14 protein-coding genes are annotated in these 15,406 nt (G+C 42.5%); all 14 read left to right on the top strand.

The window, feature by feature from the left end:
- Positions 1-396: 396 nt before the first annotated feature.
- The 14 genes from mnmG (at position 397) to NO992_RS16750 (ending at position 14,349) form a co-directional block, all read left to right on the top strand.
- Positions 397-2,286 (top strand): tRNA uridine-5-carboxymethylaminomethyl(34) synthesis enzyme MnmG, encoded by a 1,890-nt coding sequence (gene mnmG, locus NO992_RS16815; RefSeq protein WP_211858924.1) that lies wholly within the window; start codon positions 397-399, stop codon positions 2,284-2,286.
- 15 nt (positions 2,287-2,301) lie between these two features.
- Complete coding sequence (rsmG, locus tag NO992_RS16810) at positions 2,302-2,922, top strand: 16S rRNA (guanine(527)-N(7))-methyltransferase RsmG (protein WP_010376874.1); 621 nt, start codon at positions 2,302-2,304, stop codon at positions 2,920-2,922.
- A gap of 14 nt (positions 2,923-2,936) precedes the next feature.
- Positions 2,937-3,722: a ParA family protein gene (locus NO992_RS16805; protein WP_010376876.1), complete on the top strand. Its 786-nt coding sequence runs from the start codon at positions 2,937-2,939 to the stop codon at positions 3,720-3,722.
- A 15-nt stretch (positions 3,723-3,737) separates the two neighbouring features.
- Positions 3,738-4,676 carry a ParB/RepB/Spo0J family partition protein gene (locus NO992_RS16800; protein ID WP_017218543.1) on the top strand — a complete coding sequence of 313 codons (939 nt, stop codon included), beginning with the start codon at positions 3,738-3,740 and terminating at the stop codon, positions 4,674-4,676.
- A 289-nt stretch (positions 4,677-4,965) separates the two neighbouring features.
- Entirely contained in the window at positions 4,966-5,346 is a 381-nt protein-coding gene (locus NO992_RS16795) for an ATP synthase subunit I (RefSeq protein WP_010604145.1), read from the top strand.
- Positions 5,347-5,361: 15 nt separating this feature from the next.
- Positions 5,362-6,219: a F0F1 ATP synthase subunit A gene (gene atpB, locus NO992_RS16790; protein ID WP_017218544.1), complete on the top strand. Its 858-nt coding sequence runs from the start codon at positions 5,362-5,364 to the stop codon at positions 6,217-6,219.
- Between the two features lie 78 nt (positions 6,220-6,297).
- The gene (gene atpE / locus NO992_RS16785) at positions 6,298-6,531 is read left to right on the top strand and encodes a F0F1 ATP synthase subunit C (protein ID WP_010376881.1); all 234 of its coding nucleotides are present in this window, start codon (positions 6,298-6,300) and stop codon (positions 6,529-6,531) included.
- A gap of 49 nt (positions 6,532-6,580) precedes the next feature.
- Positions 6,581-7,051: a F0F1 ATP synthase subunit B gene (gene atpF / locus NO992_RS16780; RefSeq protein ID WP_010376882.1), complete on the top strand. Its 471-nt coding sequence runs from the start codon at positions 6,581-6,583 to the stop codon at positions 7,049-7,051.
- 16 nt (positions 7,052-7,067) lie between these two features.
- A complete protein-coding gene (gene atpH / locus NO992_RS16775; protein ID WP_010604141.1) occupies positions 7,068-7,601 on the top strand; it encodes a F0F1 ATP synthase subunit delta in 534 nt (177 codons plus the stop codon).
- A gap of 14 nt (positions 7,602-7,615) precedes the next feature.
- A complete protein-coding gene (gene atpA / locus NO992_RS16770; protein WP_010376884.1) occupies positions 7,616-9,157 on the top strand; it encodes a F0F1 ATP synthase subunit alpha in 1,542 nt (513 codons plus the stop codon).
- Positions 9,158-9,209: 52 nt separating this feature from the next.
- The gene (gene atpG, locus NO992_RS16765) at positions 9,210-10,070 is read left to right on the top strand and encodes a F0F1 ATP synthase subunit gamma (RefSeq protein WP_017218545.1); all 861 of its coding nucleotides are present in this window, start codon (positions 9,210-9,212) and stop codon (positions 10,068-10,070) included.
- 32 nt (positions 10,071-10,102) lie between these two features.
- Positions 10,103-11,488, top strand: a complete 1,386-nt coding sequence (gene atpD / locus NO992_RS16760; RefSeq protein ID WP_371379128.1) for a F0F1 ATP synthase subunit beta — start codon at positions 10,103-10,105, stop codon at positions 11,486-11,488.
- Between the two features lie 13 nt (positions 11,489-11,501).
- Complete coding sequence (locus tag NO992_RS16755; RefSeq protein WP_010376888.1) at positions 11,502-11,918, top strand: F0F1 ATP synthase subunit epsilon; 417 nt, start codon at positions 11,502-11,504, stop codon at positions 11,916-11,918.
- A gap of 304 nt (positions 11,919-12,222) precedes the next feature.
- Positions 12,223-14,349, top strand: a complete 2,127-nt coding sequence (locus NO992_RS16750; protein WP_253106336.1) for a winged helix-turn-helix domain-containing protein — start codon at positions 12,223-12,225, stop codon at positions 14,347-14,349.
- The last annotated feature ends 1,057 nt before the right edge of the window (positions 14,350-15,406 follow it).

The following is a 15,406-nucleotide window of genomic DNA, read 5'->3' as shown; positions in this document are numbered from 1 at the left end:
TTATTCACAAATTCAGTCTATTTTAGATCGTATTGTGGATAACCTATGATCTAACTGCTGATCTATGCTTACTTATCCATTGGATAAAATAATTCAGATCTAGCCCTGTGAATAAAGTGGCAAGTTGATCAAAGGTTTTAAGCCCGTTGATCCGATCTAATTCACACCAATTGATCTTAGTTAAGCAGTTGGATCTAAACAGGAATACAAAACTATTCACAGATCAAAGGATCAGTAGTAGTAAGATCAATAAAGATCTTTAAAAAGATCCTTATATATTTTAAGTGCTCTCTTTTTTGCGTTGTGCAAAGTTTAACCATTTCACTTCTGGTTAATTCTAGGTAGAATACGCATCCTTTCTAAATTTGCTCGGTTGTTTTAAGTAGGATCCCGTAAATGATTTATCATGAACATTTTGATGTCATCGTTGTTGGTGGTGGACACGCAGGCACTGAAGCTGCACTTGCAGCTGCACGTATGGGTATGAATACCTTATTGTTAACACACAATATGGATACCTTAGGCCAAATGTCGTGTAACCCAGCTATTGGTGGGATTGGTAAAGGTCATTTGGTTAAAGAGATCGATGCGCTTGGTGGTGCAATGGCCAAAGCAATCGACAAAGGTGGGATCCAATTTCGAACGCTTAATTCATCGAAAGGCCCTGCGGTACGAGCGACTCGTGCTCAAGCAGATCGCGCATTGTATAAAGCGGCGATCCAAGACATTTTGCAACATCAAGAAAACTTAAAGATCTTCCAACAATCTTGTGATGATCTGATTGTTGAAGGCGATCAGGTCAAAGGTGTCGTAACTCAAATGGGTTTACGCTTTAGCGCTTCTTCAGTAGTGCTAACGGTTGGTACTTTCTTGGGTGGCCAGATCCATATTGGTTTAGAAAACTTTAAAGGCGGCCGTGCTGGCGATCCTCCTTCTATTGCCTTGGCTGAGCGTTTACGTGAAATGCCTTTTCGAGTTGATCGTCTAAAAACGGGTACGCCACCACGTATCGATGCAAGAACGGTTGATTTTTCAGTGATGCAAGAGCAACCAGGCGATACCCCTACTCCGGTTTTCTCGTTTATGGGCAAAGTGTCTGATCATCCAAAACAGATCCCTTGTTATATCACCTATACCAATGAAAAAACCCATGATGTGATCCGCAATAACTTACATCGTTCGCCGATGTATGCTGGCGTGATTGAGGGGATTGGTCCACGTTACTGCCCTTCTATCGAAGATAAGATTGTGCGTTTTGCTGATAAAGAAAAGCACCAGATTTTCGTAGAGCCTGAAGGCTTAACATCATACGAGCTATATCCAAATGGTATCTCCACCAGCTTACCATTTGATATCCAACTGGAGATTGTGCGTTCTATTAAAGGGTTTGAGAATGCGCATATTTGTCGTCCTGGTTATGCTATTGAGTATGACTTCTTCGATCCCCGTGACCTTAAGCAATCATTAGAAACTAAGTTTATTAATGGCTTATTCTTCGCAGGTCAAATAAACGGCACAACTGGTTATGAAGAAGCTGGTGCACAAGGGTTGATTGCAGGTATGAACGCTGCTCTTCAAGTTCAAGGCCGTGAAGCATGGACACCGCGCCGTGATGAAGCTTATGCAGGTGTGTTGATTGACGACTTAGCAACGCTTGGAACAAAAGAACCTTATCGTATGTTTACCTCTCGTGCTGAATACCGTTTGTTACTGCGTGAAGACAATGCGGATTTACGTCTAACGGAAAAAGGTCGTGAATTAGGTTTAGTTGACGATGAACGCTGGGCTGCATACAACGACAAGCTTGAAGTAATGGAGCAAGAAGCACAGCGTCTACGTAATACTTGGATCCATAAAGATCACCCTGCACTTGAAGCGGTTAATGGATTATTGAAAAAACCACTGGTACGCGAAGCCAGTCTTGAAGATCTGATCCGCCGCCCAGAGGTTAATTATCACGACCTGATGGCAATTGAAGGATTAGGATCTGAGTTTGATAATATTCCAGCCCTTGAACAGGTTGAGATCCAAACTAAGTACGCCGGTTACATTGCGCGTCAACAAGATGAGATTAATAAGCAACTTCGTCATGAAGAGACATTACTGCCTGCTGAGTTTGATTATGGCCAGGTGAGCGGCTTGTCAAATGAGGTTGTGGCAAAGCTAAGTGATGCTCGTCCACAAACGATTGGCCAAGCTTCACGTATTTCTGGTATCACCCCTGCTGCTATTTCGCTATTATTAGTGTATCTGAAAAAGCAAGGGCTATTACGTAAGTCGGCGTAATAGCAGTGGAACACTGTGTTATTAGAACAATTGAATGAATTACTCGCTGATACCTCAATCGAGCTCAGCGAACAACAAAAGCAGCAGTTGGTAGAATATGTCCAGCTGCTGGATAAATGGAACAAAGCCTACAACCTCACTTCCGTTCGTGACCCAAAAGAAATGATGGTTAAACACATCATGGATTCTTTGGTTGTTGCGCCACACCTAACGGGCAGTAACTATATTGATGTTGGTACTGGACCGGGTTTACCGGGTATGGTTTTAGCGATAGCTAGACCGGACATCAATTTTGTTCTTCTTGATAGCCTTGGTAAAAGAGTTCGATTTTTAATGCAGGTAAAACATGGGCTTGGCATTGAGAATGTTACCCCAGTGCAGTCTCGAGTTGAAGAATATCAGCCAAGTGTTAAATTAGACGGTGTACTCAGCCGTGCTTTTGCATCACTACAAGATATGATCCAGTGGTGTTCACATTTAATCGATAACCAAGGTGTATTCTTAGCACTAAAGGGCCAATACCCTGCGGATGAGCTAGAACAACTACCAAACGGCGTGAGTTTATCGCAAGATATTAGTTTAGTGGTGCCCAAGCTTGAAGGTGAGCGCCATTTAATCATTCTTTCTAAAGATTAATTGTCGAGGACAATGTGGCAAGAGTCATTGCAATAGCAAACCAAAAAGGTGGTGTTGGTAAAACAACCACTGCGGTGAATTTAGCCGCGTCCATGGCGGCGACTAAACGTAAAGTTCTGTTGATCGATCTCGATCCCCAAGGCAATGCAACCATGGGCAGTGGCGTTGATAAATACGCCGATGTCGCTACGGTTTATGATCTGTTGATCGAAGAAGCGCCAATGGATCAAGTGATCACCACAGAAACCAGTGGTGAGTATCATTTGATCGCAGCCAATGGAGATGTAACCGCGGCAGAAGTCAAACTGATGGAGTTGTTTGCGCGCGAAGTGAGACTACGCAACGCCCTTGAGACAATAAAAGATAAATATGAGTATATATTCATCGACTGTCCACCTTCATTAAATATGCTAACGGTAAATGCCATGGCTGCCGCCGATGCGGTTTTAGTTCCGATGCAGTGTGAATATTATGCACTGGAGGGATTAACAGCTTTAATGGACACCATTACCCAACTCGGCAAGTTGGTGAATCCAGGATTGCAAATTGAAGGCATTTTGCGCACTATGTACGACCCGCGTAATCGTCTAGCTAACGACGTATCTGAGCAGTTAAAACAACACTTTGGTGATAAAGTGTACCGGACTGTGATCCCTCGTAATGTGCGATTAGCGGAGGCGCCAAGTTTTGGAGCGCCTGCGATGTATTATGATAGAGCATCAAGCGGTGCGAAAGCTTATCTAGCGCTAGCGGGTGAAATGCTAAGACGCAAAGAAAAGCAAGCGGCTGCGGTTGCCTAAGAGGATAAAAAGAACATGTCGGTTAAAAAACGTGGTTTAGGCCGAGGGTTGGATGCCCTACTCAGCTCAGCTAAACCTAATCCAAGTGCTGCGGCACCTGTGCCTAATCAACAAGAAGCGGTTGCGACAGTCAGTGAAGCACCTGCCGAATCGGCGGTTGAACAAGAGTTACAACGATTACCTATTGAGTGGCTAAAGCCGGGTAAATATCAACCGCGTAAAGATATGTCTGAACAGGCACTTGAGGAACTGGCGAGTTCGATCCGTTCACAGGGGATTTTACAGCCTATTGTGGTGCGTAAAGTTACCACGCAAAGCTTTGAAATTATTGCCGGTGAAAGACGTTGGCGTGCGGCACAGCTAGCAAAGCAAGATACCGTTCCTTGTTTAATCAAAGATGTGCCGGATGAAGCGGCTGTTGCGATTGCGCTTATTGAAAACATTCAGCGTGAAGACCTCAATGCGATGGAAGAAGCAATTGCTTTAGATCGATTGCTTAATGAATTTGAACTCACGCATCAGCAAGTTGCCGATGCGGTGGGTAAATCGCGTACGACGGTCACCAATTTACTTCGTCTCAACAATCTCAACGATGATGTAAAAATCTTGTTGGAACATGGCGATATAGAAATGGGCCATGCTCGTTGTTTACTTGCCCTAACTGGTGAAGCGCAATCTGAAGCAGCAAGAACGGCTGTGGCCAAAGGATTAACCGTAAGAGAAACCGAAAAACTGGTTCGCACCATTTTAGAGCCTGTTGAGAAAAAAGAAGCGAAGCAAAAAGATCCTGATGTGAAGCTGCTTGAACAGCAATTACAGGAAAACTTAGGCGCAAAAGTTGAGATCAACTACAACCAAAAAGGTAAAGGTAAACTGGTTATTTCCTATGCTAGTTTGGATGAGCTTGATGGTATTTTGGGGCGTATTAACCCTGAAATGAATGAAGCTGACTAACGGTAAACTTAACCAATTGACTAATCCGTGAATGCGGTGCTTTATTTTGCGCCGCTATTTCCTCACCGATATGTTGCAATATTGCGAGAATACTAAGAACTTTGATGGAAAAATAGCCACTCGTGTACAGGCTTTAATTTAAGCCTTCCTCCCTAACAAATTTTGACCTATTTGGCGTCCAAAAAACGTCACATTTCGCCTCGTCAAGTTGCAAATTAAGCAGAAACAAGTATAATTTCGCCAGTTTTCATACCCTGATAAAATTTAACGTCATTAAGGTTAATATAAAGTGACTCATTCGTTAGCCCGCCCATACAGGCGAGCCGCATTACAAGGTGTTTTGATTCAGGGTATCGTAGCATTAGTCGCTGCAGTAATCGTTTTTATAGGTTGGGGAGTACAAGCCGGAGTTTCAGCATTAGCTGGCGGCGCTGTGTTGGTACTCCCTAATTTTGTATTTGCTGCTTACGCCTTTCGATTTATGGGTGCAAGCAAAGCAAATCAAGTATATTCCTCGATAAAACGAGGAAATGGATTAAAATTTTTGCTAACTGTTGTGCTCTTTGCACTGATTTTTAAGCATTTTTCAGTAATGATGCTGCCTTTCTTTGGCGCGTATATGCTCGTGATGCTGACACAATGGTTGGTCCTGATTTTTTTTAATCATTAACTTTTGGGATAAAACATGGCTGCAGAAGAAGTTACTCTATCAAGCCATATTCAGCACCACTTGACCAATGCCAAGATGTGCTCGACCGATGCCGGTCTTGCCTTCAACAAAGCATGTGCGGATAGTGGTTTCTGGACATGGCATGTAGATACCCTCGCATGGTCAATCGGTTTAGGTCTGATATTTTTATGGATCTTCCGAAGTGCCGCTAAAAAATCCACTATAGGTGTTCCTGGTAAATTCCAGTGCTTTATCGAGATGGTTGTTGAGTTCGTTGGTGCCAACGTACGTGACACTTATCATGGTAACAGCAAGTTAGTTGCACCTTTAGCCCTAACGGTCTTCGTTTGGGTATTCCTAATGAACTTGATGGATTTGATTCCAGTTGACTTCCTACCTGCATTCGCTGGCTTTGTTGGTGAACAAGCATTTGGTATGGATTCACACGATGTGTACATGAAGATTGTACCTACAACAGACTTAAACATGACAGCTGCACTGGCGCTAGGCGTGTTTATTCTGATGATCGGTTATTCAATTAAAATCAAAGGCATCGGTGGCTTTATTGCAGAATTAACATTGCACCCATTTAGCTCTAAAAACAAACTAATGATGGCAGTGTTGATCCCGTTTAACTTACTACTTGAAACAATCGCATTGGTTGCTAAGCCGTTCTCGCTAGCACTACGTTTGTTCGGTAACTTATACGCAGGTGAGATGATCTTCATCCTTATCGGTGCAATTGGTTTGATGCAGTTACCACTGCACTTCGTGTGGGCAGTATTCCACATTATGGTAATCGTACTTCAAGCATTCGTATTTATGATGCTGACTATCGTTTACCTCAGCATGGCTAGTACAGAAAGTCACTAATCAGCTGAATAATAAAGATTTTTACAACTTAAATTTAAACTTAAACTTTAATTTACTATTAAAACTTTGGAGATAAAAATGGAAATCGCAGTTGCTATTAAACTTATCGCTGTTGCACTACTAATCGGTTTTGGTGCTATCGGTACTGCACTAGGCTTCGGTAACATGGGTGGTAAGTTCCTAGAAGCATGTGCTCGTCAACCTGAGCTTGCGCCTTCACTACAAGTTAAAATGTTCATCCTAGCTGGTCTTATCGATGCCGTTGCAATGATCGGTGTAGGTATCGCTATGTACATGTTGTTCGCTCTTTAATATTGCAAAATACCTGAAACGAACAACTGTCAAGTAAGGAGGAGCGGTCGTGAACTTAAACGCCACTCTAATAGGTGAATTAATCGCATTTGTGGTCTTCGTATGGTTCTGTATGAAGTTCGTATGGCCACCACTAAATGGTGCGATTGAAGCTCGCCAGAAGAAAATCGAAGATGGTTTAGCGGCATCTGATGAAGCTGAGAAAGAACTTGAGCGCGTACGTGCACAAGGTGCTGAACAGCTGAAAGAAGCGAAAGCACAAGCGGCTGAAATCATCGAACAAGCTAAGAAGCGTGCTGCGCTGATTGTTGACGAAGAGACTACTCGTGGTCAGCAAGAGCGTGAAAAAATCATTGCTCAGGGACACTCTGAAATTGAGTCTGAGCGCAACCGTGTGAAAGAAGAGCTGCGTTCGCAAGTCGCTGCACTTTCTATCGCAGGCGCTGAGAAGATTTTAGAGCGTGAAATCAATCAAGCCACACACAGTGACATCGTTGAAAAACTTGTCGCTGAGCTTTAAGTAGGAGGGTATGAGCATGTCTGAATTGACTACTATCGCTCGCCCATATGCTAAAGCGGCTTTTGAACTTGCCGTTGAAAAAGGCACAGTTGAAGCTTGGAATGAAATGCTGTTCTTCGCTGGTCAAGTTACCAGCGACGAGCAGGTTCAGGCGCTACTTGGTAGCATCGCTACTGAATCACAGCAGTCTGAAATCATTATCAAGTTATGTGCTGAGCAACTCAATGAACAAGGTCAAAATCTTATCAAGCTGATGGCCGAAAATGAGCGTTTAGCCGCCATCCCAGCTGTTGCAGAATTGTTTGCAGAATTAAAAGCAGACTATGACAAAGAAATCGAAGTAGATGTGGTTTCAGCAACAGTGCTTGCAGATGATACGCAAGCAAAATTGGTCGCGGCACTTGAGAAACGTTTCGCACGCAAAGTTAAGCTGAATTGTAGCATCGACGAAGCCATTGTAAGTGGCCTAGTGATTAAAGCCGGTGACACCGTAATCGACGGTTCTGTTCGCGGCAAGTTAGATCGTCTTGCGACGTCGCTACAATCGTAATTGGGAAAAAGAGCATGCAACTTAATTCCACAGAAATTTCTGCACTGATCAAGCAACGCATTGAGCAGTTTGAAGTTGTAAGTGAAGCGCGTAACGAAGGTACTATCGTATCTGTTACCGACGGTATCATCCGCATCCACGGTCTTGCTGACTGTATGCAGGGTGAGATGATCGAGCTTCCTGGCAACCGTTATGCTATCGCACTAAACCTTGAGCGTGACTCAGTAGGTGCTGTAGTAATGGGTCCATACGCTGACCTTAAAGAAGGCGTAAAAGTTAAATCAACTGGTCGTATCCTTGAAGTACCTGTAGGCCGTGGTCTACTAGGTCGTGTTGTTAACACGCTAGGTGAGCCTATCGACGGTAAAGGCGCTGTTGATAACGATGGTTTTGAACCAGTTGAAAAAATCGCACCGGGCGTAATCGAGCGTCAATCAGTAGATGAGCCAGTACAAACTGGTTATAAGTCTATCGATGCGATGATCCCAGTTGGTCGTGGTCAGCGTGAGCTTGTGATCGGTGACCGTCAGACTGGTAAAACAGCACTAGCAATCGATGCTATCATCAACCAAAAAGACACAGGCGTTAAGTGTGTGTACGTAGCGGTTGGTCAAAAAGCGTCAACAATTGCTAACGTAGTACGTAAACTAGAAGAGCACGGTGCACTTGCAAACACTATCGTAGTAGTTGCTTCTGCATCAGAATCTGCAGCGCTACAATTCCTAGCGCCGTTCTCTGGTTGTACTATGGGTGAATACTTCCGTGACCGCGGTGAAGATGCACTAATCGTATATGATGATTTGTCTAAGCAAGCTGTTGCTTACCGTCAAATCTCACTATTACTTAAGCGTCCACCAGGCCGTGAAGCATACCCAGGTGACGTTTTCTATCTTCACTCACGTCTTCTAGAGCGTGCGTCTCGTGTAAACGCTGACTACGTTGAGAAGTTCACTAATGGTGAAGTGAAAGGTAAAACAGGTTCATTGACGGCATTGCCAATCATTGAAACTCAAGGTGGTGACGTTTCTGCATTCGTACCTACCAACGTTATCTCAATCACTGACGGTCAGATCTTCTTAGAAACTGACTTGTTCAACGCAGGTATCCGTCCAGCGGTTAACGCTGGTATCTCGGTATCTCGTGTAGGTGGTGCAGCTCAAACTAAGATTGTTAAGAAACTAGGTGGTGGTATCCGTCTAGCGCTAGCTCAGTACCGTGAACTAGCGGCGTTCTCTCAGTTCGCTTCTGACCTTGATGATGCAACACGTGCACAGCTTGAACACGGTGAGCGTGTAACAGAGCTAATGAAGCAGAAACAGTACGCACCGATGTCTGTTGCTGATATGTCATTATCGCTATTTGCAGTAGAGAAAGGCTTCCTAAAAGATATCGAAATCAACAAGATCCTTGATTTCGAAGCAAGCCTAATCGCATTTGCTAAGAGCGAGTACGCAGAGCTAATGGCTCAAATCAATGAAACTGGTAACTACAACGCCGAGATCGAAGCGCAGCTTAAAGAACTTCTTGAGAAGTTCAAGTCTACGCAAACTTGGTAATGTGTTATTAAGGTGAGTAGGTAACTACTCACCGAGATTCGGAGAGAGAGTCATGGCCAGCGGAAAAGAGATAAAAAGCAAGATCGGGAGTATCAAGAATACTCAAAAGATCACCAGCGCAATGGAGATGGTTGCCGCTTCTAAAATGAAGAAAGCACAAGAACGCGTAGCGTCTAGTCGTCCATACGCTGAAAACTTACGCAAAGTGATCGGTCGTGTTGCTCAGGCTAATCTTGATTTCCATCACCCTTTCCTAGAAGAACGTGATGTGAAACGAGTTGGTTATATCGTTATCTCTACAGACCGTGGTCTTTGTGGTGGCTTAAACTCAAACGAGTTTAAGCGTGTAGCGAAAGACGTGAAAGCGTGGAAAGAAAAGGGTGTTGAGGCGTCGTTCGCAACACTAGGTAGCAAAGCTGCTGGTTTCTTTAAACGTTTTGGTGGTTCGCTTGAAGCCAAAAAGGCAGGGCTGGGAGATACACCTTCAATACAGGACGTAATTGGTCCTGTAAAAGTAATGCTAGATGCATACGAAGAAGGCAAAATTGACCGCTTATTCGTTGTGTACAACAAGTTTGTCAACACAATGAAACAAGAGCCTGTTATCGATCAGTTATTACCTTTGCCAAAAGCTGAAGAAGAAGTATCAGCTCACGCTTGGGATTACTTATATGAGCCAAGCCCAGAGGCGATTTTAGAGACACTAATTGTGCGCTTTATTGAGTCTCAGGTTTACCAAGGCGTAGTTGAGAATGCTGCCTCTGAGCAAGCTGCCCGTATGGTTGCGATGAAAGCCGCAACTGATAACGCAGGTGGCCTGATTGATGAGCTACAGCTGGTATACAACAAGGCACGTCAAGCCGCAATCACACAAGAAATCAGTGAGATTGTGAGCGGTTCGGCTGCCGTGTAACGCTTCGGCAAAGTTTAATAAGAGGAATAGACATGAGTTTAGGTAAGGTCGTCCAAATTATCGGCGCCGTTGTGGACATCGAGTTTCCACAAGACAACGTGCCAGCCGTATATGACGCACTAAAAGTTACAGAAGGCGACTTAGCTGGTTTGACACTAGAAGTGCAACAGCAGCTAGGTGGCGGTGTGGTACGTGGTATCGCACTAGGTAGTACTGACGGTCTACGTCGTGGTACTCGAGTACAAGGTACAGCTGAGCCAATCAAGGTTCCAGTTGGTACAGCAACACTAGGTCGTATCATGAACGTACTTGGTGACGCGATTGACGAAGCGGGTCCTATCGGTGAAGAAGAGCGTTGGTCTATTCACCGTGCAGCACCATCATACGAAGATCAGAGCAACTCTGTTGAACTTCTAGAGACTGGTATCAAGGTTATCGACCTTGTATGTCCATTCGCTAAAGGTGGTAAAGTTGGTCTATTCGGTGGTGCGGGTGTAGGTAAAACCGTAAACATGATGGAACTTATCCGTAACATCGCAATCGAGCACAGTGGTTACTCAGTATTCGCAGGTGTTGGTGAGCGTACTCGTGAGGGTAATGACTTCTACCATGAGATGAACGACTCAAACGTACTAGACAAAGTATCTCTAGTATATGGTCAGATGAACGAGCCACCGGGTAACCGTCTACGTGTTGCACTAACTGGTCTAACAATGGCTGAGAAGTTCCGTGACGAAGGTCGTGACGTACTATTCTTCGTAGATAACATCTACCGTTATACACTAGCAGGTACTGAAGTATCAGCACTTCTAGGTCGTATGCCTTCAGCAGTAGGTTACCAGCCTACACTAGCTGAAGAAATGGGTGTTCTACAGGAGCGTATCGCATCAACTAAGACAGGTTCAATCACTTCAATCCAAGCGGTATACGTACCTGCGGATGACTTGACTGACCCATCTCCAGCAACAACGTTTGCTCACTTAGATGCGACAGTAGTACTTTCTCGTGATATCGCGTCTCTAGGTATCTACCCTGCGGTAGACCCTCTAGATTCAACTTCACGTCAGCTTGACCCACAAGTTATCGGTCAAGAGCACTACGACACAGCACGTGGCGTTCAGACAGTTCTTCAGCGTTATAAAGAGCTGAAAGACATCATCGCAATTCTAGGTATGGACGAGCTATCTGACGAAGATAAGCAAGTTGTATCTCGTGCACGTAAGATCCAGCGTTTCCTATCTCAGCCATTCTTCGTTGCTGAGGTATTTACAGGTGCACCTGGTAAATACGTATCTCTTAAAGACACAATCTCTGGCTTTAAGGGCATCCTAAACGGTGATTACGATGATATGCCTGAGCAGGCATTCTACATGGTTGGCTCAATCGACGAAGCGATCGATAAAGCTAAAAACATGTAATTAGGAGGTTGTTATGGCAATGACAGTACACCTTGATGTAGTAAGTGCAGAGCAGAGCTTGTTCTCTGGCGCTGTGACTACTATCCAAGTGACAGGTAGTGAAGGTGAGCTTGGTATTCATCCAGGTCACGCGCCACTACTGACTGGCCTAAAACCTGGTATGGTACGTTTGGTTAAAGCAGATAGCTCAGAAGAAGTTATCTACGTTGCAGGCGGTACGCTTGAAGTTCAACCACAAACAGTAACTGTTCTAGCGGACGTTGCTATTCGTGCGGAAGAGCTTGATGAGCAAGCTGCTGAAGAAGCTAAACGTGAAGCGCAAGCGCAAATGGCTTCTGGTACTACTGGTGAGTTGGATTACCAACAAGCTGCAGTACAACTAGAAGAAGCCCTTGCTCAACTACGCGTTATTCGCCAGCTGCGCAAATAAGCAACCACCTATCTGGTTATCAAAAACCCACGCATCGCGTGGGTTTTTTTATACTTCACTATAAACCCATGAAATTAACTTAAATTTAAATTATTGTTTATTTTGTTTACTAATGGTTCTATTTCTAGTTCTTTTTTATTGGTTTTATTTTGTATTTTGGTATTAAAGTGCTTGGTTGTTATTTGTCCAATTTGTAAAGTTGATGTTTTTTTTGTTCTTTTTTTATCTGTTTGTAATAAGTAGTTGTTTTCAATGTGTCATTATATAAAATTAAGGAATTAATAATAATTACATTGCGCTCATCATGAATGAAGTAAATTTTCCCAGAAAGGTAAAAGAAGTGAAGTTTGGCGAGTGGACACTAGATCCGCGACGTCAATGCATATCCGATGGGGAAGTCGAGCGTGAATTAGAACCTCTTTTATTCAATATCCTTTGTTACTTGGCAATTAACTGCGATCAGATCATCACTCGGCAGGATTTAATTGATGATGTTTGGAGACAGAATTACGTTGACGATAATGCTATTAACAGAGCAATGTCTGAGCTTCGTAAAGTACTCAAGTCAGATAGGCAAAAAGGAACTATAGTTAAAACTCACTATCGTAAGGGTTACAGCTTCTTTGTTGAGCCCATTGTTATTTATCATGAAGAAAGTGATGTTTATGAGGCATCAGCTACTAAGACCGAAGTTCCATTAGTTATAGAAACTGATCCGCTTAAGCCTAAAAACTCAAAGTTTGCTTTCGCATCGATTTTTAGTTTTGTCTTGATCTGCCTTGTGGGGTTCGGATATTTTTATTCAGCATCAGAAGAGAATAAGCAACAGGCCATACCTGAGTTTAACAATAAGCACTATGAAGAACAGGCTTTATCCTGGATGGACGGTCAGTACAATATTTTACTTTTATCTCCAGATAAAAATTATGCAGCGTTTTCTTTTATTCCTGAAGGACAAGATAAAAGTTACTTGGTTGTTAAAGATTTAAGAGATGGTAAAGAGCAGCGCGTTGGAGAAGCGAAGTTTCATTACTTTCCAATGGGATGGGCATCAGATAGCTCTTCCTTGTTTTATCGAGTAATCGATGTTGCCAATAAAAGTTGTAAAGTATGGAGAATAAGTCGAGATTTTAGTTCAAGTAATAGTCCGTTATTTGATTGCGAATTGCGTATTACATTCGGTACAGGTGTTGGAGAAAACTCATTTATTTACACAAAAAGCAACTATCGAAATAGGGACGAGCTATCGGCATTGGTAAACCGAAATTTACTCACCGGCGAAGAATTTCAAATAACTTCTCCAAATATCAATTCACATGGTGACCATTTTTTACATTACTCTGAGGCACTCGATAGCGTATTTTTTGAACGTCGTCAATTAGGGTACTCTGAATTGTATATGACAGGCGCCGAAGGTGGAAACCTTGTAAAGCTGTATGAATCAAAGAGCCGAATTTGGTCTGCAAATTATGATAGTTCCAGAAATACATTAATTTGGATGCAGCCTTTTGAAAAGAAGATTTATGAATACTCTTTGACCTCGAAACAGCTGGTTAATACGATCCAAGTTTTAGGGGAAAGTCGCTACTCCAGCTATCAATCTATTGACTGGAAAAATATGCTTGTGGTGGGTTATCCATATTTACACCAATTAAACGAACTTGATATTGAAAGCTTAACTTTTACGGAGCTGAAAAAAGAAATAGCCTACCACAGATCTTCTTCACCGAAAGAAAATGGATATTTCGCTGTTGCTGTGGAGAATGGTAAGTCAACATTGTTTGAGTTGGATCTTGAAGGCGCAGTTGTTGCGAGCCGCCTTTCTGTCGAAGAGCCATTTGATGTGGAAACTCGAAAAGGCTTTGATGAAATATTGTTGAAGTTTCAAGATCGCCTAGAAGTCTATAATACTCAAAGTTGGAAGTTAGAAGAAAGTATTCAAACTTCAGGGAGAGTTATATCGGCGGAATTTTTACATAATGGTGATATTGCGTATGTAACGGAGAATAAGTCAAAAAATAAAGCGTTTATTTACTCAAAGGCAAGCGACCTCGTTTCGACATTGCCCGTTCAAGATGCTTTATGGTTATCATCTATTAGCAAAGATCTATATGTTTCTTTATCAACTAAAGACAAAGTGGAAGTTTTTGATCGTAATCTTGGTGAGTCAATTGCTAAAATCCCGCTATCAAAGGCATTTAGTAAACACAAATTAACCGTTGCTGGGAATATGATATATCACACAGATGGATACAATATTTACCAAATCGATTACCAGTCCAAACAAAGTACCAAATTGATATTTACCTTGCCAAGCCAAGGCACGATTAAAGGAATAGAGTTTCATGAAGGGAAGCTGCTCGTTGACGTAATTAAACCGATCAATAACCACTTATTTCAACTTAAATATGAAGAGCCTGCAGAGCACTAGTGGCAATAATCTTGATTAATTAAGCGGGTATTGGCAATTCAGTAAAATACCTTTATGTGCATAGTATGCGGGATGTTGCCATTAATAAAATTTAGCCCTCTAGAACTTTTATCGGTTGTAGCCTAATAAAGCTGAAGTTTGGATAAGGGGTTAACTAACCCATTGTTTTAAAAACTTCTTTGGATAGCCAGAGAGTGTTGGGGATATATCCACGCTCGAGCTCTGTCACCATTCTACTACCTACTCCCTCATAGATAAGGCGAATCTACGCACCAATCTCTGGCTATTATTGGGAGTGAATTCAACGCAATTAGCACTGAAACTGGTCGCTTGAAAGGTATTAATATCTGAAGCTCAGGTTACCTAATACCATAAGCATAATATATATAGCTTCAGTTAAACCTATACTTTTCTCCGTTAAGCCCATCAGTTGTAAATAACTTCACGCTCTCTTCTACTTTCTCTGAAAGGAAGTATTTACTTCTTGTCGGAATGGCGAATTTTTGTACTTAATGACGAGCGATTAGAAACGGCTTTAACATCGTTAGCATGTGAGGAATCCGTCACCAAAGCTCAGTCTACTTCCACATTTACAATGAGCGGAGCTAATTAATCTGCTGGACTTCAGATCAAATAGCTAAATAGGCAGCAATTTTTATAGGTTTTGGCTCCACTTTTAGGTCATTTTATCAATTAACCGCGGTTTTAAACATTACCAGTATGATATCTGTTCCGAATGTTTTTTAAAACCTTTAAATTCAAAGTATTACAGAGGAATCTTATGTCAAAAATAAGCTTTGATAATTACTAATTTTCATGCCTCTTAGCTATTGTAATTAGGCACCCAGATGATTCAGTCATTACAGGTGTAAACATAAAAACTAAAAAATAAATACAACAAGAAGCTAAGGAAAATGACGATGCTGTTAACACTAAAAAAGAAACAACTTAAAAAGCTTTCAAATACCAAAGGTATTGAACTTCTTCACACTCGTAAGATTGCAGGCGGGGCTGAACTTTATCCACCCCAGGAAAATAACGGTGCTGAAGAAGGCAC

This window comes from Pseudoalteromonas sp. DY56-GL79 (assembly GCF_041414765.1).
Taxonomy (GTDB): Bacteria; Pseudomonadota; Gammaproteobacteria; order Enterobacterales; family Alteromonadaceae; genus Pseudoalteromonas; species Pseudoalteromonas piscicida.
This window is presented reverse-complemented; position numbering and strand designations above follow the sequence as displayed.